The sequence below is a fragment of the Streptomyces sp. NPDC051109 genome (assembly GCF_044455885.1).
Lineage (GTDB): Bacteria > Actinomycetota > Actinomycetes > Streptomycetales > Streptomycetaceae > Streptomyces.
The window spans coordinates 15,797-39,732 of the sequence record NZ_JBITFF010000017.1; the positions used below are offsets into that span (position 1 = coordinate 15,797).

General features: G+C 72.9%; 21 protein-coding genes. 6 read left to right on the forward strand and 15 right to left on the reverse strand.

Going from position 1 to position 23,936, the window contains the following annotated elements:
• Nucleotides 1-12: 12 nt before the first annotated feature.
• Nucleotides 13-1,074: an FUSC family protein gene (locus tag ACIBAD_RS27190; RefSeq protein WP_398909048.1), complete on the reverse strand. Its 1,062-nt coding sequence runs from the start codon at nt 1,072-1,074 to the stop codon at nt 13-15.
• Nucleotides 1,075-1,433: 359 nt separating this feature from the next.
• On the opposite strand from ACIBAD_RS27190, the gene ACIBAD_RS27195 reads away from it, so the two are divergent.
• The 6 genes from ACIBAD_RS27195 (at nt 1,434) to ACIBAD_RS27220 (ending at nt 8,686) form a co-directional block, all read left to right on the forward strand.
• Nucleotides 1,434-2,129, forward strand: coding sequence for a 2OG-Fe dioxygenase family protein (locus tag ACIBAD_RS27195; RefSeq protein ID WP_134076075.1), 696 nt, complete (start codon nt 1,434-1,436; stop codon nt 2,127-2,129).
• A gap of 53 nt (nt 2,130-2,182) precedes the next feature.
• Nucleotides 2,183-3,304 carry an iron-containing redox enzyme family protein gene (locus ACIBAD_RS27200; RefSeq protein ID WP_398909051.1) on the forward strand — a complete coding sequence of 374 codons (1,122 nt, stop codon included), beginning with the start codon at nt 2,183-2,185 and terminating at the stop codon, nt 3,302-3,304.
• A gap of 12 nt (nt 3,305-3,316) precedes the next feature.
• On the forward strand, nt 3,317-4,213 hold the full coding sequence (gene dapF, locus ACIBAD_RS27205; RefSeq protein ID WP_398909053.1) for a diaminopimelate epimerase: 897 nt from the start codon (nt 3,317-3,319) through the stop codon (nt 4,211-4,213).
• Nucleotides 4,210-5,340 carry an aminotransferase class I/II-fold pyridoxal phosphate-dependent enzyme gene (locus ACIBAD_RS27210; RefSeq protein ID WP_398909055.1) on the forward strand — a complete coding sequence of 377 codons (1,131 nt, stop codon included), beginning with the start codon at nt 4,210-4,212 and terminating at the stop codon, nt 5,338-5,340. Before dapF ends, ACIBAD_RS27210 begins: the two co-directional genes overlap by 4 nt.
• The gene (locus ACIBAD_RS27215; protein ID WP_398909057.1) at nt 5,340-6,101 is read left to right on the forward strand and encodes a PIG-L deacetylase family protein; all 762 of its coding nucleotides are present in this window, start codon (nt 5,340-5,342) and stop codon (nt 6,099-6,101) included. The genes ACIBAD_RS27210 and ACIBAD_RS27215 overlap by 1 nt, the downstream gene beginning before the upstream one ends.
• A gap of 152 nt (nt 6,102-6,253) precedes the next feature.
• Entirely contained in the window at nt 6,254-8,686 is a 2,433-nt protein-coding gene (locus ACIBAD_RS27220) for a tetratricopeptide repeat protein (protein ID WP_398909059.1), read from the forward strand.
• Here ACIBAD_RS27220 and ACIBAD_RS27225 read toward each other — a convergent pair.
• The 14 genes from ACIBAD_RS27225 to ACIBAD_RS27290 form a co-directional block, all read right to left on the reverse strand.
• Entirely contained in the window at nt 8,625-9,185 is a 561-nt protein-coding gene (locus ACIBAD_RS27225; RefSeq protein ID WP_398909061.1) for an NUDIX domain-containing protein, read from the reverse strand. The two genes, ACIBAD_RS27220 and ACIBAD_RS27225, sit on opposite strands and share 62 nt — an antisense overlap.
• A complete protein-coding gene (locus tag ACIBAD_RS27230; RefSeq protein ID WP_398909063.1) occupies nt 9,182-9,970 on the reverse strand; it encodes an inositol monophosphatase family protein in 789 nt (262 codons plus the stop codon). The genes ACIBAD_RS27225 and ACIBAD_RS27230 overlap by 4 nt, the downstream gene beginning before the upstream one ends.
• The gene (locus ACIBAD_RS27235) at nt 9,960-11,153 is read right to left on the reverse strand and encodes an acyl-CoA dehydrogenase family protein (RefSeq protein WP_134076088.1); all 1,194 of its coding nucleotides are present in this window, start codon (nt 11,151-11,153) and stop codon (nt 9,960-9,962) included. Before ACIBAD_RS27235 ends, ACIBAD_RS27230 begins: the two co-directional genes overlap by 11 nt.
• On the reverse strand, nt 11,137-12,087 hold the full coding sequence (locus ACIBAD_RS27240) for an ROK family protein (RefSeq protein ID WP_398909066.1): 951 nt from the start codon (nt 12,085-12,087) through the stop codon (nt 11,137-11,139). Before ACIBAD_RS27240 ends, ACIBAD_RS27235 begins: the two co-directional genes overlap by 17 nt.
• Nucleotides 12,084-13,094, reverse strand: a complete 1,011-nt coding sequence (locus ACIBAD_RS27245; RefSeq protein WP_398909068.1) for a Gfo/Idh/MocA family protein — start codon at nt 13,092-13,094, stop codon at nt 12,084-12,086. Before ACIBAD_RS27245 ends, ACIBAD_RS27240 begins: the two co-directional genes overlap by 4 nt.
• On the reverse strand, nt 13,091-14,461 hold the full coding sequence (locus tag ACIBAD_RS27250) for an aspartate aminotransferase family protein (protein ID WP_134076094.1): 1,371 nt from the start codon (nt 14,459-14,461) through the stop codon (nt 13,091-13,093). Before ACIBAD_RS27250 ends, ACIBAD_RS27245 begins: the two co-directional genes overlap by 4 nt.
• Nucleotides 14,462-14,711: 250 nt before the next feature.
• Complete coding sequence (locus ACIBAD_RS27255; RefSeq protein WP_398909071.1) at nt 14,712-16,043, reverse strand: phenylacetate--CoA ligase family protein; 1,332 nt, start codon at nt 16,041-16,043, stop codon at nt 14,712-14,714.
• A 98-nt stretch (nt 16,044-16,141) separates the two neighbouring features.
• Entirely contained in the window at nt 16,142-17,155 is a 1,014-nt protein-coding gene (locus ACIBAD_RS27260; protein WP_398909073.1) for a sugar phosphate nucleotidyltransferase, read from the reverse strand.
• Complete coding sequence (locus ACIBAD_RS27265; protein ID WP_398909075.1) at nt 17,152-18,414, reverse strand: MFS transporter; 1,263 nt, start codon at nt 18,412-18,414, stop codon at nt 17,152-17,154. The genes ACIBAD_RS27260 and ACIBAD_RS27265 overlap by 4 nt, the downstream gene beginning before the upstream one ends.
• Nucleotides 18,415-18,570: 156 nt before the next feature.
• A complete protein-coding gene (locus ACIBAD_RS27270) occupies nt 18,571-19,995 on the reverse strand; it encodes an MFS transporter (RefSeq protein ID WP_398909077.1) in 1,425 nt (474 codons plus the stop codon).
• Nucleotides 19,996-20,027: 32 nt separating this feature from the next.
• Nucleotides 20,028-21,455 (reverse strand): hypothetical protein, encoded by a 1,428-nt coding sequence (locus ACIBAD_RS27275; RefSeq protein WP_134076102.1) that lies wholly within the window; start codon nt 21,453-21,455, stop codon nt 20,028-20,030.
• 108 nt (nt 21,456-21,563) lie between these two features.
• Complete coding sequence (locus tag ACIBAD_RS27280) at nt 21,564-21,734, reverse strand: hypothetical protein (protein WP_398909081.1); 171 nt, start codon at nt 21,732-21,734, stop codon at nt 21,564-21,566.
• Nucleotides 21,735-21,863: 129 nt separating this feature from the next.
• Entirely contained in the window at nt 21,864-23,081 is a 1,218-nt protein-coding gene (locus tag ACIBAD_RS27285) for an FAD-dependent monooxygenase (RefSeq protein ID WP_398909083.1), read from the reverse strand.
• Between the two features lie 196 nt (nt 23,082-23,277).
• Complete coding sequence (locus tag ACIBAD_RS27290; protein ID WP_134076106.1) at nt 23,278-23,658, reverse strand: hypothetical protein; 381 nt, start codon at nt 23,656-23,658, stop codon at nt 23,278-23,280.
• Between the last annotated feature and the right edge of the window lie 278 nt (nt 23,659-23,936).

The following is a 23,936-nucleotide window of genomic DNA, read 5'->3' on the forward strand; positions in this document are numbered from 1 at the left end:
CCACCCGGAGACCTAGGGCGTGTCCGCCGGGAGGTGGTCGGCGAGGGCCTCGTGGGTGAGGTGGAGGCCGGCCCGGAGAACGGCGTCGTGCCGGCCGGGGTGGGCCTCGCGGTGGGCCGTGTCGAGCGCGCGGGCCCGGTCGAGGTCCGCCGTGAAGTCCCGGCCGAGCAGGGCGGCGTCCAAGGCGGCGGCGGTCGCCCTGACGAGCGGCGCGAGGGCGAGCAGGGCGGGATCGGGGGCGCCGGGGGCATCGGGTGCGCCCGGCGCGGGCCGGACCGGGCTGTCGGTCCGGGACCGTTCGCGCAGTTCCTGGCCGAAGTATTGGAGGGTCAGGGCGGTCCGGACCGCGAGGGCCAGTCGCCCGTCGAGCCCGTCCGGCGGAGGCCGGCCCGCCCGACGGCCCGGCGCCACCCGGCCGGCCGCCGCCCGCTGGAACGCGTCCTGCGCGGCCTGTGGCCGCAGCCACATCCGCGCCCGCTCGGGCAGCGCCGCGGGCCCCGGCGCAGCCAGGCCCCGCTCCAGCCGGCCGGCGGTCGCGCCGAGCAGCTCCCGTACGTCGGCCCGGTAGCCGTCCAGTCCCGCCGCGGCCGAGCGGTAGGGGTCCGGCGGCCACAGCAGCGGCCCGAGCAGCACGACCACGGCGATGCCGACCAGGGTCTCCTCCACGCGCGCCAGCGGGTATCCGGGAACGGCGGTCGCGTAGACCATGAGGGCCGTGATGAGGACCTGCTGGTTGGGCGCTCCCGGCCGTCCCAGCAGGTACATGCCCGCGCAGCCGCTGATCAGCACGGCGGGGAAAGACCACGCCGGGTCCGGCAGCCAGTGCAGCACGACCGAGCTCAGCACCACGCCCACGAGCACCCCGGCCAGGCGTTCCCACCCCAGGCGCGGCCAGGCGTACACGTCCTCGCGCAGGATCAGCACCGCCGGGAGTACGGCGGGCACCGGCGCCGTGCTCGTGCCCCACCACAGGCACAGGTACCAGGACACCGAGGCGCACAGGACCAGTCGCGCGGCGGACCGCAGCCGCGCGCCGGGCAAGGCGGCGTACGCGACGGCGACCGGTCCGGACATGACGGCATCGTATGCCGTCCACCCGACGCCTTCGGCGATATGGAACGCGGCGGAGGCGCGTCTCGTGCGGGAATTGGCGGAACGACGATCCGATATGCCCATCAAGGTGTTGCCCGTTGCCCGGGATATTGGCAACGGGGGAAATCGGCGGCGCCGCCGAGGCCCTCGAACGGAAGGAAAATCCGGCCGACTTGGCGGAATTCCGCGCGCCACAGCCTTGGTGCCGGGTGCGGAAGGTCCTGGCAACGGCCTTGACATCGATCGGCCGTCGAGATTTGACTGCGGCTCGTCATCCCGCCGGAAATGGAATCCGTACGGAATTCCACCCCTGCCGGGCGTTCGAAAACAAGGACGTTGCCATGTCGTTAGGACCTTCCGGGTTCTCCCTGATCGACCTGCCAGAAGCTCCGGCCGAGCTGCTGGCGAGCTACGACGACCTGCCGGTCGACGCGTACATGGGCCACGGGACCCGGCACAAGAAGTTCTCCCAGTACCGGCTGTCGCCGGCCGAGGACGGGGGCTGGGACTTCGCGCTGCTGCCGCACCGGGACTACACCGCGTTCAAGAAGTTCAACGCGGTCGGCGGCGGTGTGCGCCGCTCCTATCCGCCGGTGGCCGTCGACTTCACCGCGCTGATCGGCATCGGCGTCGAGGCGTTCGGCCTCGACCGCGGTGAGGACTGGCAGATCAACCTGCACCAGAACCGCACCCGCGCCGAGCCCGGCCGGCCCGGCCCGCTCACCCCCGAGGGCGTCCATCACGACGGGCACGAGTTCGTCATGATCGGCGTGCTGCGCCGCGAGCGGGTGGGCGGCGGCGAGACCCGGCTGTGGCGACCGGACGCGGAGCGGCCCTTCTGGACCGGCACCCTGCGGGCCGGCCAGGCCGTCCTGCTCGACGACAGGCGGCTCGCGCACGACGTCACGGACGTCGTGGCCGCCTCCGCCGAGCCCGGCCACCGCGACATCTTCATCGTCGCCTTCTCCCGCTGGAGCGAGAAGTGGTACGGCGCCGAACACGATGCGGCGGCCCTCGCCGACGCCGACGTCCGATAGCCGACGTCCGATAGCCGACGTCCGATAGAAGAGAGGAAACGGTAAACCGCCGCATGTGTACGAACTGGAACCACCTGCTCTCCACCGGCCCGCTCGCCCTGCTGAGGGGGCTGGACGGGAGCACCGCCGACGAGCTGACCCGGCTGTCCGAGGACTACCCGTTCCGGGGCCGGCTCGCCGAGGCCTGCCGGGCCCTGGCCGTCCGGGCGTACGAGGACGGCGAGCCGTCCGCACAGGAGGAGCTCCACGCGGCGCTCGCCCTGGTCTACGAACGGGACTTCTCCGGCGCCGAGGTCACGGACGCCGACCACGAACGGCAGCCGATCCTGCGGGACGTGGCCGCCCTGCTGGAGCGGGCCGTACTGGGCCGTGAGCTGGGGCGGATATCCGAGGCGAGCGTCACCGGGCACCCCGTCTCGGGAGGCGCGTACGTCCGCTGGCTCAAGAAGACGGTGAGCGAGCACCCGGCCGGTTGGCACCCGTTCTACCACCGGCACCTCGCCGAGCACGGCAGCCCCGAGGACCTGCGCCTGCTGCTCGCCCAGGAGACCAACCTCGATCCGCGTTTCGACGACATCCTCGCCCTCATGCAGGTGGGCCGGCACGGCGGCGAGAAGCTGGAGATCGCAGCCAACTACTGGGACGAGATGGGCAACGGCGACCCGGCGCAGGTGCACACGAGGCTGTTCGGTGAGGCACTGGCTTCGATCGGTGCCGATCCGGACTACGTACGGGACACCTTCCTGCCGGCGGCCGGGGTGTCCGGCAACATCTCGGCCTGCCTCGCGCTCTCCCGCCGCCACTACTACAAGGCCGTCGGCTACTTCGGCGTCACCGAGTACCTCGCCCCGCGCCGCTTCCGCTGCGTGGTCGACGCCTGGCGGCGGCACGGCCTGGACGAGGTCGGCATCGTCTACCACGACCTGCACATCGGGGTGGACGCCGGGCATGCCGCGGGGTGGTTCAAGAACGTCGTCGCCCCCCTGGTGGACGCCGATCCGCGGATCGGGCGGGAGATCGCCCTGGGCGCCATGATCCGGTTGAACACCTCCCAGGACTACCTCGACGCCCTCCTGGAGCGCTGCTCGGCGATGCACGCGGAGCCCGCGGCAGGCGCGCGGGCCGCGGTGCCCACGGTGCCATCGGCGTCCTCGACGACCTCCGCCGCGGCCTGAGGGGCCGCCGCCGTGTTGCCGAACACCGCCCCCGCCCCCGCCGCCGACTTCGTGAAGTACGAGGCCCTGGGCAACGACTACGTCGTCGTCGATCCGCGGCACACCGCCTTCGAGCCCACCCCGGACAACGTGCGCCTCGCCTGCGACCGGCACTTCGGGCTCGGCGCGGACGGGCTGCTGTACGGGCCGCTGCCCGCCGAGGACGGCTTCCGCGTGCAGATCTTCAATCCGGACGGCACCGAGTGCGCGAAGAGCGGCAACGGCCTGCGCATCTTCGCCCGGTACCTGCGCGAGTCCGGCCGGGCCGGCACCGACGCGTTCACCCTGCACTCGCCGGCCGGGCCCTCCCCCGTGCACGTCCTCCACGGGAGTCCGGGGACGGTGCGCATCGGTCTCGGAGCCGCCACGACGGACAGCCGGGCCGTCGGGGCGGCCGGCCCCGCCCGCCCGCTGCTGCGCGAGCCGCTGCACGCCGCCGGTCTCGACCTGCGCGTGACCGGCGTACGGCTCGCGAACCCGCACTGCGTCGTCCTGCTCGACGACGATCGGGCCGACGAGGAACTCGCCCGCCGGATCTGTCCCGCCGTACGCGACCACGCCCTGTTCACCCAGCGGGTCAACGTCGAACTGCTGAACGTCATCGACCGGGAGAACATCCGGATCGAGATCTTCGAACGCGGGGCCGGTTACACGCTCTCCTCCGGCAGCAGTGCCTGCACCGCCGCCTTCGCGGCCCGCGCGCTCGGACTCACCGGGAGCCGGACCACGGTCCACATGCCCGGCGGCCGGGTCACCGTGGACGTCGACGGGGACGACCGCATCACGCTCAGCGGTGAGGTCCGCCCCGTGCTGTGCGGCCGTTGGGCGCCGCGGCTCGGGCAGCGGTTCGCCCGCCGGGAGCCCGTATGACGCTCACCGAAGCACACTCCGGGTACCCGATGCGCCACTGGGTCTTCCGGGACGCGCCGGGCCGGTACGACATCGACCTCGGCGACAGCAACGTGGACTGCGGCACCGTCGCCGAACTGCCCTTCCCCTCCCGGCTCGTACTGGACTACGGCACCGACCGGGGCGGCGACCGGCTCCGCGCCCTCGTGGCGGGGCTCTACGGGCGCACCGCGGACGAGGTCGGCATCACGCACGGCGCTCAGGAAGCGCTCTACCTCCTGTACAGCGTGCTGCTGCGCCCCGGCGACCGCGTGGTGGCCTTCGCCCCCGGCTGGCAGCAGGCCTGGGAGGTGCCGACCCGCATGGGGTGCCGTACCGACCTCGTCGGCACCACCCGCGAGGGCCGGCCCGACGTGGCCCGGGCCGCCGCGCTGATCGGCCCGGACTGCAGGGTCGTGGTGCTCAACTCCCCGTGCAATCCGACGGGGGCGCGCGTCACCGACGCCGAGGCCGACGTCCTGGTACGGGCCGCACGCAGGTACGGCAGCCATCTGCTGATCGACGAGGAGTACGTCGCCGACCTGCCCGCCGACTCCCTGCTCGGCCGCTACGAGCGGGCGGTCTCGGTCTCCGGCGTCTCGAAGGTGTACGGGTTCCCCGGGCTGCGGACGGGGTGGATGTGCGGACCGCCCGAGGTGGTGCGTGCCGCCATGGACCACAAGCACTACACCACCGTCTCCAACTCCGTGCTGACCGAATGGCTGGCGGCCGAGGTGCTGGAGCGGCGCGATCACTACCTGGAGCGCTACCGGCGGTTGACCTCGGCCGGGGGCCGGCTGCTGGGCGCCTGGGCGGCCCGGCACGCGGACGCGGTGGCCCTGCGGGCACCGCAGGGCACTCCCTTCGCCTGGCTGGCGCTGTCGGGCTCGGAGCCCTCCCTCTCCTTCTGCCGAAGGGTGCTGGACGAGGCCCGGGTCCTGCTGATGCCCGCCGAGGTGTTCGGCGCGCGGCGCGGAGTGCGGATCACTTTCGCCCGCGAGGAGGACGTACTGACGGAAGGACTGGCCCGGATCGGCGCCGTACTGGAGGGCCGCCGCTCCGCAGCGGCGGCCGAACGACCCCTCTCCCCCCAGCACAAGGAACGGTGATGACGCAGCAGCTCAAGGAAATGCCGACGGACTGGACGCGGGCCCTGGCCATCGTCGCCCACCCCGACGACGTGGAGTACGCCGCGGCGTCGGCGGTCGCCACCTGGGTGGACCAGGGCAAGGAAGTCGTGTACCTGATGGCCAGCCGGGGCGAGGCCGGCATCGACGGCATGGACCCCGAGCGGGCCAGGGAGGTAAGGGAGCGGGAGCAGCGGGCGAGCGCGGCGGTGGTCGGCGTGACGGAGGTGGAGTTCCTCGACCACCCGGACGGGTTGATCGAATACGGTCCGGCACTGCGCCGGGACCTGGCCCACGCGGTCCGCCGGCACCGCCCGGAGCTCATCGTGACGCTGAACCACCACGATCACTGGCGCGGTGTCTCGTGGAACACCCCGGACCACCGCAACGTCGGCCGTGCGGCCCTGGACTCCGCCGCGGACGCGGCGAACCGCTTCCTGTTCGCGCAGGAGGGCCTGGCGCCGTGGGAGGGCGTGCGCTGGCAGGCGGTGGCCAACTCGCCGTATCCGACCCATGCCGTCGACGTCACCTGGGCGACGGACCGCGGGGTGCGGGCCGTCCTCGCCCATGCCGCGTACCTGGAGGCGCTGACCGACGAGGATCCGAAGGCGTACGTCCAGGGCTTTCTGGAACGGAATCTGGCGGCGGCCGGCGAGCGGTTCGGCGGCCGTCCCGCGGTGGCGTTCGAGCTGTTCCACCGCGACCGGTACCGCAGGCGGAACAACGAACTGCACTACCGATGAGCCGATGGAGGACGGCATTTCCCTGGTCAGAGCCGTGGCGTGGCATGCATCGGGATCCGGCCGACCGGGAACGGCCGGGCCGGGAGGGGCGGTCGGGGCCGCATAGTATGCGGGTCGGGCCGCGCACTCGGCGGCCCGTCACTGGAGGCGGCATGTTAATCGGGGAACAGATACGTGCTCTGCGCATGGAGCACGGCTGGTCCTTGTCTCAGCTGTCCCAGCTCGTGCACTACAGCAAGAGCTACCTGAGCCGGGTCGAGAACGGCACCCGGGCCGTCACCCCGGAACTCGCGCAGGTCTGCGATCAGGTGATGGACACGGACGGCACGTTCGCGCGGCTGGTCGCGGCCGAGGCGCAGGTACAGGTGCAGGTGCAGGATGGGGGGCCGGCAACGGCGCGGGCTGCGGAACCGGAGGTGCGCAGGCGTCCCGTCCCGGCCCAGCTGCCCGCGGCCGGGGAGATGTGGGGCCGGGACGGGGAGCTGGAGCGCGTCCGCGCGCACCTCGCGCGGCACCGGGCACCGGCCGTGATCGCGGTCGACGGGATGGGCGGAGTCGGCAAGACCACCTTCGCCGTCTCCATGGCCCGTCGGCTGAGCCCCTCCTACCCGGGCGGGGTGCTCTTCGCCGACCTGCACGCGCACGGACCGGCCGGCGTCCCGGCCGCTGCGGGTGACGTGGCCGCGGGTCTTCTGCGCGGCCTCGGGACACCGCCGGAGGACATGCCCGGCGGGCCGGCCGAGCAGGCGGCGCTGCTGCGCAGCGCCCTGACGGAGCACCGGGCGATCGTGGTGCTCGACGACGCGGAGTCGGCGGCGCAGGTGGCGCCGCTGCTGCCGGGCACGGGCGGCAGCCTGGTGCTGGTCACGAGCAGGCGGCGGCTGGCGGGGCTGAGCGTCAGGCACGGCGCCCTGCGGCTGCCCCTGGGACCGCTGGCTCCCGACGACGCCGTCTCCCTCCTGCACCGGGCGCTCGGCCGGGGCGCTGCGGCGGCCGGTCCGGCGGGGACGGAGGCCGCGGCTGACCCGTCCGCGGACCCGGACCCGCACGCCGCCGCCCGGCCCGATGGCGCCGATGCGGTCCTGGCCGCGATCGCGCGGCACTGCGCGTACCTTCCGCTGGCGCTGCGGATCGCGGCCGAGCGCATGGCGGAGCTGGGGCCCGTGTTCGCCGCGCCGCTGGCCGAGCAACTGGGCCGGGCGGGCGAGCGATTGGACGCGCTGGCCGTTCCGGGCGAGGCCGAGACGGCGGTGCGTCCGGTGCTCGCATGGTCGTACCGCGGGCTCCCGGAGGCACAGGCCAGGGCCTTCCGGCTGCTGGCGCTGCACCCGGGCGCCGTGGCGGGGGTGGACGCCGTGGCGGCGCTGCTGGGCGAGCCGCCCGCCGTGGCCGCACGGCTGGTCGGCGAGCTGCAGGCCGGGCATCTGGTGGCGGAGGTGGCGCCGGGCCGGTACCGGATGCACGATCTCCTGCGGGACTACGCGAGGGAACGCGCCGAGGCGGAGGAGTCCGGGGCGGAGCTGGCGGCCGCTACGGAACGGGTGCTCGCCTGGTACCTGCACACGAAGGAGGCCGCGGCCGATCTGCTCGTGGGGCGCGGACGGCACCGGGTGCCGATCGGCGCGCCGCCCCGCGGGTACGAGCCCCCGCACTTCGCGTCCGTCGCGGAGGCGCTGCGGTGGTGCGAGACCGAGCGGGTGAACCTGCTGGCCTGCCTGCGGACCGCGCAGGAGGCGGGCAGCCCGGTGGCCTGGCACCTGTCCTACGCGCTGTGGGGTTTCCTCTTCCTGCGCCACGAGCACCACGACCAGCTGGAGTCCGGGCGCATCGCCCGCAGGGCCGCCGCACGCGACGGCGGGCTGGTGCCCGAGGCGTGCGCCGAGCTGGTCCTGGCGAGCGCGTACGCCGGGCTGCGCCGGCACGCGGCCGCGGACGGCCACTACCGCCGGTCGGTCGACCTGTTCACCGCCGCCGGGGACCAGGTCGGCGCGGGAGCCCTGATGGTGGGGTACGCCATGTCCTGCATGCGCCAGGGCCGTGCGGCCGAAGCCGCCGGGCACATGGACCGGGCCTTGGCGCTGTTCACCGCCGCGGGCAGCAGCTGGGGCCAGACGCTGGCCCTGAGCGGGATCGGCGAGGGGCTGCTCGCGCAGGGCCGGCCGCAGGAGGCGCTGGCGACGCTGGCCCGGGCGCGCGAACTCCAGCGCGCGGAGGGTGTGCTGTGGCTGGAGGCTGCGAACTGCACGCTGCGCGGGACCGCGCACCGGGAGCTGGGCGCACATGCGCAGGCCGAGGCCTGCTACCGCGAGGCCCTCGACCTGCACCGGCGTACCGGGATGCGCGCGGGCACCGCTCACGCCCTGCACCAGCTCGGCATCTGCTGGGGCCTCCAGGGCCGCACGCGACAGGCCCGGCAGGCCTGGCTGCAGGCGTGGGCCGTGTACGAGTCCCTGGGGGACCCCCGCGAACAGGAGGTCCGCGACCGGCTCGCCGGGCTCCCGCCGTGCCGGGCACCCGGCGGTGTCAGCCCTGCTCGCGGTGGCGCCGGAACAGGGCGAGGGCGGCCAGCGACGGCGCGTCCTTGAAACTGCCCCGGGCGATCAGGTCCCAGACCTCGGCCTCCGGGAACCACCGGGAGACCAGCCCCTCCTCCGCGTCCTCGGGCCGCGGTTCACCGGCCTTGAGGTCTTCGGCGAGGAAGACGTGGAACCCCTGGTCGCAGTAGCCGTACGCCTCGAAGAGGTGGCCGAGGCGGACCATGCGGGCGGCGTACAGTCCGGTCTCCTCGGCCAGTTCGCCGCGGGCCAGGGCCACCGGGTCGGCAGCCGGGTCCTCCTCCCAGGAGCCCTGCGGGAACTCCCAGTACCGCCCGCGCACCGGGTAGCGGTACTGCTCCACGAGGTGGAAGCCGCCGTCCTCGTACGGGACGACGAGCGCGAAGTCCGGCTTCTCCACCACTCCGAACACGCCCTCGCGCCCGTCGTGGCGCAGTGTCCGGTCCTCCCGTACGGTCATCCAGCGGTTGCGGTACACGACGGCCGAACTCGTCGCGGTGATCTCGTGTCCGGGCTCGGGGGCGGTCATCGGACGCCGCCCGGGTGTCCGCACGCCGCCCGGACTCCGTCCAGGAGCGTCGTGCCGATGTGCCCATTGCTCGTCAGCAGCGCTCCCGACATGAGGTCGTGACCTCCCTCCAGATCGCACCAGGAACCGCCGGCCTCCTCGACGATCAGCGAGGGCGCCGCGACGTCCCACACCGACGTGCCCACGGACAGGGCCCCGTCGGCGGCGCCTTCCGCGACCAGCATGTGGGCGTAGAAGTTCCCGATGCCCCACGCGGTGCGGAAACCCGAGGCGAAGGCGCCCAGGGCGGCCATCCCCTCCGGTGTGTACTCGTGGGCGCCGCCGTAGCAGAAGGACGCCTCGGACCGCCGGGCCACCGCGGAGACCCGCAGCCGCCTGCCCTCGCCGTCGTGGGCTCCGCGTCCGCGGCTCGCCGACCAGCTGCGCCCCAGTGCCGGGGCGCAGACGGCGGCGTCCGTCACCCGGCCGCCCGACCGCCAGGCGACGAGGACGCCCCAGACGGGGACCCCGCGGCGGAAGTTCTCCGTCCCGTCGACGGGGTCGACGATCCAGTGGCCGGAGTCCGACGCGGTTCCGCCGTACTCTTCGCCCATCACCTCCTCGCCCGGCGCGAGTTCGGCGAGCAGGCGGCGGACGTGTTCCTCGGTCGCGAGGTCGGCCTCCGTCACCAGGGATCCGTCGTCCTTCGCCCAGTGGCGCACCTGGGGCCGGGAGAAGTAGGCGAGGGCAGTCGCGGACGCCCGCCGCGCCACCTCACGGGCCAGGTGGAGTCGCTCAGAGGTCATGGTAGGAAGACCCGTCGATCTCAAGGCGCCCGATCAGTTCCTTGCAGAAGTCGTCGTTGGGCCCCATGAGCGAGGCGGCGAGCGCGTCGCGCAGATGCCGTTCGATGGGCAGGAAGCCGCGGGAGTACGCCACTCCGCCGCTCGCCATCATCGCCTCCTGCGCGATCTCGGCCGCCGCTTCCGCCGCGGCCACCTTGGTGGCGGTCATCAGCACGGCCATCTCGTCCAGGCCCTGCTCCTCGTCGATGGCCCGGGCCAGCCCCTCCACGAGGCCGCGGGTCGCCTCCAGGCGGATCGCCATGGTGCCGATGTGACGGCGCGCGATGGGGTACTGGCTGAGGTCGGAGCCGAAGCCGCTGGGGTTCCCGCTGTACCGGCGGGTGCGGATCCGGTCCAGGCAGGCCCGGTAGGCGGCGGTGGCGATGCCCAGGTAGGCGGCCGAGACGCCCAGGTGGTAGAGCGGCTGGTTCGCCTCGTTGTACGTGCGCAGCCCGGCGCCCCCGGAACCCGAGTAGAGCAGCGCGTCCTCCCCCACGTCGGCCCGGAAGGTGATCCAGGTGCTGCTGTTGCCCGCCAGGCCGAGTCCCTTCCACTCCCCGCTCTCGATCCGGCCCTCGCCGGCCCGGACGGCGAAGACCGCGTGGTCGCGGTCGTTGTCGGATCCCGGGGTGCGGGTGGAGACGACGTACAGGTCGGCGTGGCCGGCCGAGGTGGAGAAGCTCTTGTCCGCCTCGATGCGGTAACCGCCTTCGATGCGTTCGGCGGTGCTCTCGACCGACCACCACTGGGAGCCGGAGCCGGGTTCGCTGATGGCCTCGGTCACCAGCAGCCGCTCCTCGCGGATCCGCGACAGGTAGCCGCTGCGCAGCGTTCCCCGGGGAAGCGCGAGGAACGAGTTCAGCGCGGTCACGTGCATCACGTAGACCATGGCGGTGGAGGCGCAGGCCGTCGCCAGGCGCAGTACGACGTCCCCCAGTTCGGCCGCGCTCGCCCCGGCTCCGCCGTCCTCCACGGGGATGGTGAGGGCCAGCAGGCCGATGTCGCCGAGGGCGCGGACGGCCTCCTCGGGGAAGAGGCCCTTCTCGTCGACCTCGCGGGCCCGGGGGGCCACGACGTCCCGGATGACCTCGTCCAGCAAGGCCGACCGGGCGGCGCGGCCCGTGGAGTCACCGATCATCACCATCTCCAGTTCCGTGTGTCATGAGTGTTCCGGGCATGAGTGCCGGGGCCAGGGCCGCGCCGACCACTCCGGCGCGGCGGCCCAGGGACGCCGGTACGATCCGGCACGCCGCGGCGGTGGCCGGCATCGTGAGTCGGTCCGCCGTGCGTGTCAGGCGCAGACCGAAGAGGTCCCATGCAGCGGCCATGCCACCGCCCACCACGACGATTTGGGTGTTGAGCAGGTTGAGGGCGGCGGCGACGGCCACGCCCAGCCATTCGCCGGCCCGTGCGAAGGCCTCCTGGGCGAGGCGGTCTCCGGCTCGGGCAGCCTCGGCGACGGCGGCGGCGCCCGACACCGTCGTCCCGGTGCGCTCGCCGTACCAGCGGGCCACGGCGGTTCCCGAGGCCAGTTGCTGGAGGCAGCCGCGGCCGCCGCACGGACAGCGGGGGCCGTCCGGCAGGATCGGCATGTGGCCGATCTCGCCGGCCGTTCCCTTGCTGCCCGTGAACAAGGCGCCCCCGGCGACGAGGCCGCCGCCGACGCCGGTGCCCGCGAAGACGCCCAGCGCGCTGTGGGCGCCGCGCGCCGCGCCGTGCAGCCATTCGCCGGTCAGGGCGGCGTTCGCGTCGTTGACCACGTGGGTGACGTGCACCGGGCCGAGGTCGATGTCCCGCGGGTCCAGGCCGAGGAGGTCCTCCGCGCCGGGCGCGCAGGACACCAGGCCCGTACGGGGGTCGAGGTGGCCGGGAACGGCGATGCCCGCGCCCGTCACGCGCATGCCCGCCGCGGCCGCCGGGCCGATCAGGCCGTCGGCGATCTCCGCCAGCTGACCCCGCAGGTCGGAGCCGCGCGGAACGTCCACGAGCGCGACCGGCGAGGAGCCGTCGGCCCGTACCAGGCCGGCCCGCAAGGCAGTCCCCCCGATGTCGACGCCCAGCATGAGGCCGGGCGTCATCCGAGACCCACGGGGAGCCCGCCCTGGCGCGCCGACCGGTAGGCCGCCTCGGTGATCCGTACGGTGGACAGCGCCTCGTCCAGGGGGCGGTCCCACTGCGCGCGGTCGCCGACGGCCTCGGTGAAGTCGGCGAACATCGCGGCGAACCACTCCTCGTGCGTGGAACTCGCCGTGGGCGGGGTCAGGCCGCGTTCGGCCCGTCCGCCGGGGCCGTCCGTGACGACCAGGTCGTCACGGACCTCCACGGTCCTGCGCCCGGCGGCGAGGCGGTACCTGTTGCTCCGCACCTCGCTGGTCCAGCTGAGGGTGATCTCGCAGATGCCGCTCGGGAACTCCAGCCGCAGGTCTGCCCGTACGTCCACGGCGCGGTCCCCGGCTCCCTGCTCGTCGCGGACCATCAGGCAGGCGACCTTGTCGGGGACGGCCCCGAACAGGCGGGTGGCCATGTAGACGCAGTGCGTTCCGTGGTCGAGGAGGATGCCGCCGCCGGCCACGGCGGCGTCGGTGCGCCAGTCCGCCTGCCACGCCTGTACGCCGACGGCGTGCCGGGGGCGCAGGATCTCGATCGCCAGCTCCATGGGGACGTCGCCCGCCGCCCGGGGAACGGCTTCGGCCAGCGCCTCCATCATCGGCGAGAAGGCGTAGTTGTGGACGGGGTAGAACAGCCTGTCCCGCTGCCGTGAGAGCGTGACCAGCCCGCGTGCCTCTTCGCTGGTGAAGGCCACGGGCTTCTCGCAGACCACGTGGTGCCCGGAGGTCAGCGCGGCGCGTGCGTGGGGAACGTGGAAGACCGGGGGTGCGCAGATGTCGACGACGTCGGCGACGCGGTCGGCGAGCAGGGCGTCGATGTCGGCGTAGACCGACACCCCGGGCGAGAGGGCGGTGGCGCGCGCCCGCCGCTGGGGCGAGGGGTCGACCACGGCGACGACCGAGGCGTCGGGGACGGGCCGGTAGGCGGTGATGCGCGCCTCGCCCGCGGTGCCGAAGCCCACGAGGGCGACCTTCATCGGGCACCTCCGGAGCGCGGAGCCGGCGAGGGGAGGGCCCGCAGGGTGCGGCAGATGATGTCGATGGCCTCGGCGGCCTGGTCCTCGTCCACGGTGAGCGGCGGGTACAGCCGCAGGGTGTTGCCGCCCGTCATCACCAGCACGCCGGCTTCGAGCAGCGCGAGGTAGACCTGGCGGATCGTCGCCGCGTCGGCGGGCTCCTTCGTCCGCTTGTCCACGACCAGTTCGATGCCCAGGGCCAGGCCGAGGCCGCGTACGTCGCCAACGAGCGGGGCGCTGTCCACCAGGGGCCGCAGCGCGTCCAGGAACAGCTTGCCGAGCCGTGTCGCCCGGTCGGCCAGGTCCTCTTCCCGGATGATCTCGACCGTCGTGGCGACGGCCCGGCAGGCCATGGGAAACGCGCCGAAGCTCGACGAGCTGGCGCTGGGCTCGCTGAACGGAGCCGCCGACATGGTCTGCGCCGAGGCGATGACGCCGGAGACCGGGTAGCCGGCCCCCATGCCCTTGCCCACCGTGACGATGTCGGGGACGACATGTTCGTGCTGGAAGGCGAACGACTCGCCGGTCCTGCCGAATCCGGTCATCATCTCGTCGTCGATCAGCACCGCGTCGAACTCCCGGGCCACGGAGGCGAGCGCCGGGAGGTATCCCGGCGGGGGTACGACGTTGCCCGAGCGGCCCTGGACCGGCTCCACGACGATCGCCGCCAGGGCGCCGGTCGACTGCTGCTTGATCACTTCCCGGGCGCTGTCCACGCAGGCCAGCCCGCAGCCGGGGTAGCTGAGTTTGAGCGGGCAGCGGTAGCAGTTCGCGTACGGGGCGCTGAAGTTGCCGGTGGGCAGCGGGCCCAGCTTCGACCGGGCGCTGCCCGTGGTCAGGGCGAGGCTCCCCATGGTCTTGCCGTGGAAGCCGCCCCAGAAGGAGAGGAACTCGTGCTTTCCGGTGACCGACTTGGCGAGGCGCAGCGCGGCCTCCACGGCCTCCGTGCCGCCGCTGTAGAGCTGGATCCGGTCGAGGGGGGCGGGCAGGTACTCCTGGAGGGCCCGGACCATGTCCAGCCGCGCCGTCGAGCCGAAGGCGCCCGCGGTCCACGTGGTCAGCTGCCGGGTCATCTCCTCGACGAGGCGGGGGTTGGCGTGGCCGATCGAGTTGACTCCGCCGGCGCCCTGGAAGTCGAGGACCCGGTTCCCGTCCTGGTCGGTGATGACCGCGCCGTCGGCCGACTCGACGCAGAGGCGGGCCCACAGCATGACTGCCTGCAGTCCGGGGCCGATGGTCTCCTGTTCCGCTGCCCAGTGCGCCCGGGAACGCACGGCCGGCGCCCGCATCCCCCAGGCGACGGGCTCGATGCTGCCTTCGCGAGTCATTCCTGCTCCGATCGGGACGTGTCGTTCGTGGTGCGGAGGGGCCGGGGCCGACCCCCGTGGGTACGGCCCCGGCCCGGTGCGAGCGGGATCAGATCCGGCTCTCCCAGAGACGCATCTCCTGGATCTTCTTGATCGCGTCGAGCTTGGTCATGGCGGACACCTCCCTTCGGCTTCCGGGAATGGATGGACCGGCTCCCCGAGGGGTCGGGGCCGGCGCGTGGCGCGGAAATCCGTGGATTTCCGCAAGCTTTCAGCGGGCGGGGCGCAGGTCGAGGTAGTCGACGGTCTTGCGCCTGCCGTCCGGGAGGAATTCATCGGGTCCGACGACGCTGACGGCGACGGACCGGTCCGCCAGCTCCCGCGTCAGGAGGGCGCGCATTCCGGAGAGCATCTCCTCCTCGAAGTCCGAGGAGGGCTGGATCCGGACCGTGAACGCCGATTCGGTTTCCCGGGCGATCTGGAACCGCAGGAGCGGGTAGCGGCGCAGGATGCGCGTCACTCCGCTGAGCCTGACCTGTGTTCCGTCCCCGAAGGAGACCACTCCGGACCCTCGGCCGACCAGGCCGGTGATCACCTGGCTCCGCTTTCCGCAGGGGCATTCGGAAAAAGCGACGGCTCCAAGATCACCCGTACGGTACCTTATCAGCGGCATGACGTCATTGTTGAGACCGGTCACGACGATTTCCCCGGAAATTCCCGGAGCCACCGGAGCGCCTTCCAAATCGACGACTTCAACATACACTTTTTCCTCGACATGGTAGGCGCCATGGAGGCATTGCACGGCAATGTTGCCGAATTCATACATGGCGTAGAAGTCGACGACTCTCGCCTCCCCGAAGGTCGATTCGAGGTATTCCCGAACGGGGGTGGAAACGTATTCCCCGAAAGTGGCCACCAGTGTCGGCGACACGGCGACGCCGGCCGCCCTGAGGGCCTGCGCCAGGGCCATGCAGTCGGAGGGGTGCCCGTACACCACGTCCGGATCGAACGTCCGGACGTGTTCGAGGAGTTCGGCCGGGTCCTCGTAGGCCCCGGTGCCGAATTCGGCGACGACGGAGTACCCCTTCGCAGGTGACTCGTACTCGGTCCACGGCAGGGGGACCGTCTTCATCGGCATGAGGATGCGGCGCCTGCCGGGCAGACCGGACTCCCGGTTCCTGCGCAGCGCGGCCGCGTACTCGGACGCGATGAAGTCCAGGCTGTGGATGACCTTCAGCGGCATGCCGGTGGTTCCCGAGGTGGTGCCGAACCGGCATTCGTCGGGGTCGATGTCGTCGCTGCAGAAGTCCGCCAGCCGGTCCCTGAGGTCGCTCTTGTCCACCAGCGGGAACCGGGCCAACGCCGACAGCGGGTCCTCGAAGTCCTCGACGTCCTCACCGGACAGTCCGACCGCGCGGTACGCCGGGACGTCCCGCACCGCCCGTACGAGGGTCGCCGCAAGGCGTTCCGCGAGCTCCCGCGGCTGCTCCTCGGAGAGGGTCAGTGCTCTGATCCGGTCGACCAGCAGCGCTTCCTGCGCGGCGGTCGACGCGAGGGTGGCCCGGTAACTCGCCCGTATGTCGTCGTCAGTTGTCGCAATCATGGAACTTCCCCACGGCTTGTGCACGGTCGGTGCGGATGGACGGGGTTCGGGGTTCGGGGGCCGCCGGTCGCCGGTCGCCGGTCGCCGGTCGCCGGTCGTTAGAAGAGGTTCGCGACCATGGCCGGCCAGACGGCTGCCGGATCGCCGTAGACGGTGTTCTCGACGAGCGCGCCGTCGGGTACGGCACAACCCGGCAGGAGCACGCTGTCGACGACCCTGGCCCCGGCGCCGATGACAGCGCGGTGGCCCACGACGAGCGGGCCGGACAGTTCGCAGCCGTCCCCGAGCACGACCTCCCGGCCCAGCAGCACGGGCCCCGTGACGACGGCGGCGGGACCCAGGTCGGTGTCGCCCTGGTCGTACACGCCCGGCGCGGCCTCCCGGGCCCTGTGGTCGGTCCGGAACACGCCCTCGATCCCCTTGGTGTTCGCGAGGTGGAGGAGCTCGTACTGCCCGACGTCGCACAGCCGGACCCGGTCGTCCTCGAAGACGTCCATGGTCCTGGCGCCGGACGGCAGCGCGGTGAGGACGTCCCGTGACACGTCGAAGGCGTCGGCCGCCACCCCGTCCAGGAGGCCCGGTTCGGCGATCCACGTTCCGAAACAGCCGGTGACCGAATCACCGACGGGTTTCCCCGGTTTGTAGGAGAAGGAGCGGACGGAGATCCCGTCGGAGGTCTCGACGTAGTCGCCGCTCCAGTCGGCGGTGACCGGGACCCCCGCCATGGTCACCGCGGGCCGGCGCCGCATGTGCTGCGCGATCAGGCCCGCGAAGTCGGTGGTGCTGATGATGTCCGCGCAGGTGACCAGTACGGGCCCGTCCGCGAAGAACTCCCGGCAGCGCCGGATCGTGCCGACCGAACCCAGCAGTTCTTCCTCGTGGAAGACCGACAACCGGCCCGCGTCGGCCCTGTGCTCCGTCAGGTAGGCCGTCATCTTGTCGGGGAAGGCGTGGACGTTGACGCCGATCTCGGTACAGCCGGCGGCGAAGAGCGCGTCGATCACGTGGCCGATGACCGGCCGGTTGAACACCGGGACCAGCGGCTTGGGTAGCGCTCCGGTCAGCGGGCGCAGGCGTTCGCCGAGCCCCGCCGCGAGGATGAATGCCTTCACTGCACGTCCTGTCTCACGTGGTGGGGAAGTGGTGCCGCGGCCGCGGCCGTACGCCGCTGCGCCCACGCGGCGGCGGGGCCGACGGCCGCCCCCGCGCCCAGCACGACGACGGCGATGCCGAGCCAGGCTGCCCATCCGCAGGCCAGGGTCAGGCCGGTCAGCGCGACCGGGCCGACGACGTCCATGAGCTGGGGACCCAGACCGAACACCGCCAGGTACTCGCCGCGGCGGTCGTCCGGTGCCAGCCCGTACGAGATCCCCCAGGCGGCCGCGGCCTCCAGGAGCTCCCCGGCCGTCAGGAGCACCGTTCCGGCGGCCAGCAGGCCGAGCGTCTGCCCTCCGGAGGTACCGCCGGTGGATGCGAAGACGACGCACGCGCCGGCGATCGCGCAGGCGGCTCGGCGCTGGGCGCGGGCAGCGCCCGGAATCGTCTCGGCGCTGCGGCCGACCCGTGTCTGGCAGAGCACCACGAGCGCGGTGTTCAGGAGGAACAGGGCCGCGATGGTGGCGTGCGGCGCGTCCGTCCGCCGCAGCACCCACAGCGGCAGCACGATGCCGAACAGCGTGTCGTTCACCATCATGATGCCGTTGACCACGGTCAGCGTGAGGAACGGGCCGTCCCGCAGGGCCGCCTTCCCCGTCCGCGTGCGGTCCCGTGGCAGGGGCTCCGTCCGCGGCATGAAGAAGCCGATGAGGACCAGATCGACGACGTAGCTGGCCGCGTTGACGATGGGAAGCGCGATGTAGGCCTCCCGCGTACCGATGGCGAGACAGGCCGCCGCCAGCAGCATGCCGAGGGCCGTACCGATGTTGGCGTTCACCCGGATGCGGGCGCTGGCCCTGAGCCTCGACTGCTTGTCCAGGACGTCACCTATGTAACGGCCCCGGCTCAGGCCGCCGAGTGTCGAACACAGCGTGCACGCCACGACGACCACGAGGAAGGAAGCGAAGCCCGTGACCGCCGGATAGCAGGCGAAGAGCAACGCGAGGAGCAGCACCGCGGCGAGCCAGCAGCGCCAGGAGCCCATCCTGTCCACCAGCATCCCCAGGGGCACCTGCGCGGCGAAGGCGATCAGCGCGGCCGCCGAGAGCCCGAGGCCCACCTGCGCGCCGCTGCACCCCACGTACCCGGTGAAGAAGACGGCGCTGCCGGCGGCGAACACCCCTGACCCGATGGCGGTGGTGACGGACCCCAGGGCGAGCGCGGGCGGCATCCCGGAATCGGCGCCGAGTAAGCGCTTCGTCCATCCGACGGCCATGCCGCACCTCCTCTCCCTGTTTCGCGATCTCGCGTGTCGCGGCTTCGCGGTCCCGCGGTCCCGCGGTCCCGCGGTCCCGCCGTTCGCCGTTTCCCGGCTGCTGCCGGACCGGCGTTCCGGTTTCTGTGAACAGCCTGTTCGACGCGGAATGGGTGATCAAGGTGTTGCCCGTTGCCCCTGCCGCCAGGCAACGGCTGACAACGCCCGCTCCGCGGCCACCAGCAGGAGGACCATCGCGGCCGCGCAGCCCGCGCTCGCGAAGTAGGCGTACCGCAGGCCCGCGGCGACCCGGTCACCGCAGGCGGCCGCGCAGTCGGCGGCGACCGCGATGCCCTGGTTTCCGGCGGCGTTGAACAGGGCCCCGAACAGGGCCGCCCCCAGGCTCTGGCCCAGCTCCCGGCAGAACATCAGGTTCGCCGTCGCGGCGCCCCGGCCGTCCCGCGCGACGGCCGCCTGGACACCGACGAGCAGCGCCGGCTGGAGCAGTCCGCAGCCGATGCCGAGCAGCGTCGAAGCCGCGGCGAACGGCGCGGCGGGCGCGCCGACGAGGGTGAGGGAGGCCGTGGCCAGGAGGGCGGCGGTCACCGTCGCCGCGCCGGCCAGCGCGGCCCCGCGGAACCCGATGCGCAGGTACACGGCGCTGCTGAAGGCGGCCGCCGTCGGCCAGCCGAAGGTCATCCCGGCCAGCACGGCCGCGCCGGCCGCAGGGCCCACTCCGAGCACCGCCTGGGCGTAGGCCGGCAGCAGGAGCAGCGGCGCCACCATGACCACGCCCAGAAGGCCCAGGACAAGGCTCGGGACCGCCAGTTCGCGCCGCTTCCACACCCAGCCCGGTACGAGGGGCCGGGCGGCGCGCCGTTCGATCCGCACGGTGGTCAGCGCCAGGGCCACGACGGTGGCGAGCAGTGCTCCGCTCGGTACGGAGAACCAGGGCCACGCGGTGCCGCCCCGGCCCAGCAGGGCCATGAGCGCACCGCAGGTCAGCAGAAGGCCCAGGGCGCCGCGCCAGTCCGCCGGTCCGCTCGGCACTCCCGGGCCGCGCCGCGCCGCCTCCTCCGCGGGGAACCGGTGTGCCAGCAGCCACACCGCGACCAGGCCGAGGGGGAGGTTGAGCAGGAAGATCCCCCGCCACTGGCCGTACTGCGCGAGCGCGCCGCCCACGGCGGGGCCCGCCAGGGCGGCGACGCTCCACACCGAGGCGAGCGCCGCCTGGACGCGGCCGCGCTCGTGCGGTTCGTACAGATCGCCGGCGACCGTCTGCACGGTCCCCTGGATCGCGCCGGCTCCCAGGCCCTGGACGAAGCGGAAGGCGATGAGGCTCGGCATGCTCCAGCCGGCCGCGCACAACACGGAGCCCGAGAGGAACAGGAGGGTCCCGCCGATGAGCACGGGCCGCCGTCCGCGGGAGTCGGCCAGAGTCCCGTACAGCGGCAAGGACACGGTCGCGGCCAGGACGTACGCGGAAAGGAGCCAGCCGAAGGCCGTTCCGCCACCGAGATCGGCCACGATCTGCGGGGCGGCCGCGGCCGTCACCGCGCTGTCCATGGCGGCGAGGAACATCACCAGCAGCAGCGCCGCCACGAGCCCTCGCCGCCGCCCTGCAGGAGCCCTGGTCACCCCCCGGCCAGCTCGACGAAGCGCTCCGCGGGGCCGACGCCCACGGCGTTCGCGGCGATGAGCTCGTAGAACGTGCCGAACAGGTGGTGGCTGAGGCGCTGGTCCTCGAAGAAGGCGATCCGGTCGGCCACCTGGGCGGGGGCGGCCTCACCGCTCGCCAGGCCCACCATCGCGCGCAGGACGTCCTGCGGGGTGACGGAGCTCCCCGCGTGGGCGTTGTCGAACACCTCCTCGACGTAGGTCTCGTCGGCCACGACAGGGTTGCGGCGCCGCTGCACCCGGATCCGGTAGTCCTCGCCGACGACGTCGTTCTTGAAGACGCCGATGTGCTGGATGCTGCCCTGATTGATGTCCAGGGTGAACTGGGACATCCGTCCCTTTTCACGGAACGGCTGCCGGTTGGCGCGGTCGAACTCCTGGAGGCCGACCGAGCGGTGGGAGTAGGTGTTCGAGTGGCAGGCGTAGGAGACCAGTCCCGCCTTGTGGCCGTCCCGCCCGAGGAGTTCGAGGTTGAAGACGAAGTCGGCCTCGGCCGCGAGTACCTGCGGCGGCAGTTCGGGGATCCGCACTCCCGTGCGGCCGTCGACCAGCTCCGCGAGCACGGTGGCCTGACGGGTGCGCAGGAACTCGCCGACCCTGCGTACGTACGGGTTGGTCACCCGTACGGCCGTCGCTTCGCCGGGAGCCAGCTCCAAGTACCAGGCCAGCAGGTCGATGTAGTGGTAGCTGGAGAAGGAGAGGGCGCCGACACCGCTGCGGTACCCGTGCGCGTCGCCGAACAGGTACTCCTCCGGGTGCCGGAAGAGGCCTCCGTTCTTGATCAGCTGCATCGAGGTGATGCCCTGCGCCTGCGTCCGCTGGATCTCGGAGATGTCGGCGGCGATCGACCGGTAGACGTCGTTGGCCCGTCGGCGCAGCGGCATGGCGAGGTGGACCGGCCCGGGTCCGCAGGCGCGGGCCCGGGTGAGCGCGCGGTCGAGTTCCGCGTAGCCGCCGATGATCGCCTCGGCGGCCGCCGGCTCGTACGCGGCGCCCTCGGCGACCAGCAGGGGTTTGTCGCACAGCACGCTGATGCCCCGGGAGACCGCCCAGAGGAGGTAGTCGCGGTGGTGGACGGGGTTGCAGGCGATGATCGCCAGCGAGAACCTGTGGGTGGCGTGGGCACGGTCCAGTACGGCCGCCAGTTCCGTACGGTCGAGTCCCTCGGGGTTGAGCCACTCCGGTGAGTCCCTCCACAGCAGTTCGCGCAGCGGCGCCATGTCCTGCTCCTGGGCGCGCTTCTCCGGGTTGCGCGGGTCGCAGATGACGGCGGTGCGGACGGGCCATCCGGACCTCTGCATGCCGAGCAGCGCGGGGGCGTGGTTCTCCCGGCCGGCCCAGTGTCCCGAGCCGCCTATCAACAACACCGTGGTGGTTCGGCCCATGTCTCAGATCCCTCTCTCTCGCCCCCGTCGCAGGAGCGGCGGCTGTCGTACCGGTGCGGGGAGCCGCGGGCGCGGTGGAGGGCGGAGCCGGGGGTGCTGCCTCGCTCGTCAGGTGTGCCGACGCGCCGGAAGCACGAACACGAAGTCGAGGTCGAGGTCGACGACGAAGGCGAAGACGAGGTCGACGTCGGGGTCGGCGCCCGCGGCGGCGCGCTGGGCGGCGCCGGCCGGCGGATGCGGTACGAGTACCGCCCACAGCTCCCGCGCCCGTACCGGCATGCGGACTCTGCGAACAGCCTGTTCGCCGGGGATCGGCCGATCAAGGCGTTGCCCGTTGCCCCTGCGCCCAGGCAACGCCGGCGCCAGGGCGGGAGGCCGACCCAGCCGGGCCGGAAGGGACGCCGCGGGTCAATGCACCCGGCGGACGGCTGCCTGGGCGGGGCCGAGTCGGCCGGCGCCGCTGTAGGACCGGGCGAACTCCTCGCCCTGCGGACCCCGAGCGGCCAGGCGGGCGATCCGTTCCCGGCGCAGCCGCAGGCCGAAGGCGGACTCCGCGGTGTCTCCCGACGGCAGGTGCAGCAGGTCCAGCAGCCGGTCGGAGAACTCCTGCGTCGTCCAGGCGGCCTGGCGGCGACGCCGGTCGTAGTCCTCCAGGGCGCCCTCGCCGTCGCCGTCGCGGTGGCGGCGCAGCAGGCTGTCCGCGAGGTCGGCGACATCGGCCACCGCCAGATTGAGCCCCTTGGCTCCCGAGGGCGTCAGCACGTGCGCCGCGTCCCCGGCCAGCAGCAGCCGGCCGGCCCGTACGTGCTCACGGACCCGGCCCCGCAGCCGCAGCATGCCGACCTCGGTCACCCCGCCCGGCTCGGGGTCCCCCGCCCCCAGCTGCAGCCGCAGCGACAGCTGCTCGCGGATGCGCGACTCGGTCCAGTCCGCGAGATCCGCCTCCGGCGGGACCTGGAGGTAGAAGCGCGCCAGCCGGGGCGTGCGGGGCATCATCCCGGCGAAACCCGCCTCGTGGAGGGCGTACCGGATGCCGTCCACGGGACGGTCCACCTCGGCGAGCACCGTCAGCCAGTCGTACGGGTACCGCCGTTCGACGGATCCGTCCGCGGCGGCGGGGAACGCCTGCGCGACCGTACTGTGCGGACCGTCGCAGCCGACGACGTACTCGGCCTCCAGGACCTCGTCCGGGCAGCGGACGAGCGGACGGGGTCCCGAGGTGTCCACTTCGAGGACGGGGCGGTCGAAGCGCACCGTGCCACCGCTCTGTTCGAACGAGGCGATCAGGTCGCGCACCAGGAACTGCTGCGGATACACCCAGTGCCCGGCTCCGCCGGAGAGGTCCCCGTACGGGATGCGGATCCGCTCGCCGAGGCACACGAACTCGCACCACTCGTGCCGGCCGCCCTCGGCCAGCAGCCGATCGGCGAGCCCGTGCTCGCGCAGGTACTCGACGACCCGGTGCTCGATCAGGCCCGCCCGGGCCTGCTGCTCCACCTCGGCCCGCCCGGCCCGTTCCCGGACCTCGACCGAGACGCCGGCCCGGTGCAGCACGTTGGCCAGGACCAGTCCGGCGGGCCCGGCGCCGACGATCGCCACCTCTACGTGGCGCCGGTGCCCGGTCACGACCGGCCCCCGACGAGGCCGGTGCGGGGCGCCGCTCCGGAAGGAGGCATCGGCAGCGTGGGCATGGCACCTCGAAGGGGTAGGCGAGAGGAAGGGGGCGTGACCCGGATTCCGGTACGCCCGCTCCCCCACCACAGCATGCCGCTACCGATCTGCCAACCCCCCGAAGAGGGCGGTCAGTTGCTGTCAGGGGCGGTCACGCCTCCCTGCGGCGGCGCCGGACGGCGAAGACGATCGCGGCGATGATGGCGATGACGAGCAGGACGATGAGCACGGTGCCGATGAGGGCGGCGATGCCCAACTTCTTGAAGAAGCCCTTCTTCTTGGACTTCTTGCCCTTGCTCTTGCCCTTCTTCGTGTCACGGTCGACAAGGCTGACGGAGCCGACGGCCGCGGACCGGGCCTGCGCGGACGACGCCGTCCCGGCCGGTGCGCCCTGGGGCGCGGACTGCGCCGCGGCGACGGCCGCGAGCGGACGGGCCGTCACCGGTGCGGCCTGGGCCTCGGCCTGCGGACCCAGCAACAGCCCTGCCAGTACGACTGCGGGTATGGCACGGACGATCCAGCGACTGATCACTTGCTTCTTCTCCTCTGGCCCGGTGCCCTTGCGCACTCTTCGTGAGACGAGCATCGCGCCACCTCGCCCTCCCGTCCATGGCCGGCGCCGATAGTGTCGCGCTGGGCCGCGCTTGACGTGGCGACCTGGAACGCCGCGGAGGAGAAGGAGCGCTTCCGGCGCGGGTACGACCGCGCCGTTCTCTTCGGGCGGGACGACTCCGGAGGAATCGGCCACCTGACCTCGCGTGGCCACGCCGTCGTCTTCGAGCACGCGGAGCGGGGCACGGTCACCGATGA

Bases quoted from the DNA above. Each gene is read 5' to 3' on its own strand.
- ACIBAD_RS27190 (WP_398909048.1), bottom strand. From the start codon at position 1,074: ATGTCCGGACCGGTCGCCGTCGCGTACGCCGCCTTGCCCGGCGCGCGG.
- ACIBAD_RS27195 (WP_134076075.1), top strand. From the start codon at position 1,434: ATGTCGTTAGGACCTTCCGGGTTCTCCCTGATCGACCTGCCAGAAGCT.
- ACIBAD_RS27200 (WP_398909051.1), top strand. From the start codon at position 2,183: ATGTGTACGAACTGGAACCACCTGCTCTCCACCGGCCCGCTCGCCCTG.
- ACIBAD_RS27210 (WP_398909055.1), top strand. From the start codon at position 4,210: ATGACGCTCACCGAAGCACACTCCGGGTACCCGATGCGCCACTGGGTC.
- ACIBAD_RS27215 (WP_398909057.1), top strand. From the start codon at position 5,340: ATGACGCAGCAGCTCAAGGAAATGCCGACGGACTGGACGCGGGCCCTG.
- ACIBAD_RS27220 (WP_398909059.1), top strand. From the start codon at position 6,254: ATGTTAATCGGGGAACAGATACGTGCTCTGCGCATGGAGCACGGCTGG.
- ACIBAD_RS27225 (WP_398909061.1), bottom strand. From the start codon at position 9,185: ATGACCGCCCCCGAGCCCGGACACGAGATCACCGCGACGAGTTCGGCC.
- ACIBAD_RS27230 (WP_398909063.1), bottom strand. From the start codon at position 9,970: ATGACCTCTGAGCGACTCCACCTGGCCCGTGAGGTGGCGCGGCGGGCG.
- ACIBAD_RS27235 (WP_134076088.1), bottom strand. From the start codon at position 11,153: ATGGTGATGATCGGTGACTCCACGGGCCGCGCCGCCCGGTCGGCCTTG.
- ACIBAD_RS27240 (WP_398909066.1), bottom strand. From the start codon at position 12,087: ATGACGCCCGGCCTCATGCTGGGCGTCGACATCGGGGGGACTGCCTTG.
- ACIBAD_RS27245 (WP_398909068.1), bottom strand. From the start codon at position 13,094: ATGAAGGTCGCCCTCGTGGGCTTCGGCACCGCGGGCGAGGCGCGCATC.
- ACIBAD_RS27250 (WP_134076094.1), bottom strand. From the start codon at position 14,461: ATGACTCGCGAAGGCAGCATCGAGCCCGTCGCCTGGGGGATGCGGGCG.
- ACIBAD_RS27255 (WP_398909071.1), bottom strand. From the start codon at position 16,043: ATGATTGCGACAACTGACGACGACATACGGGCGAGTTACCGGGCCACC.
- ACIBAD_RS27265 (WP_398909075.1), bottom strand. From the start codon at position 18,414: ATGGCCGTCGGATGGACGAAGCGCTTACTCGGCGCCGATTCCGGGATG.
- ACIBAD_RS27275 (WP_134076102.1), bottom strand. From the start codon at position 21,455: ATGGGCCGAACCACCACGGTGTTGTTGATAGGCGGCTCGGGACACTGG.
- ACIBAD_RS27280 (WP_398909081.1), bottom strand. From the start codon at position 21,734: ATGCCGGTACGGGCGCGGGAGCTGTGGGCGGTACTCGTACCGCATCCG.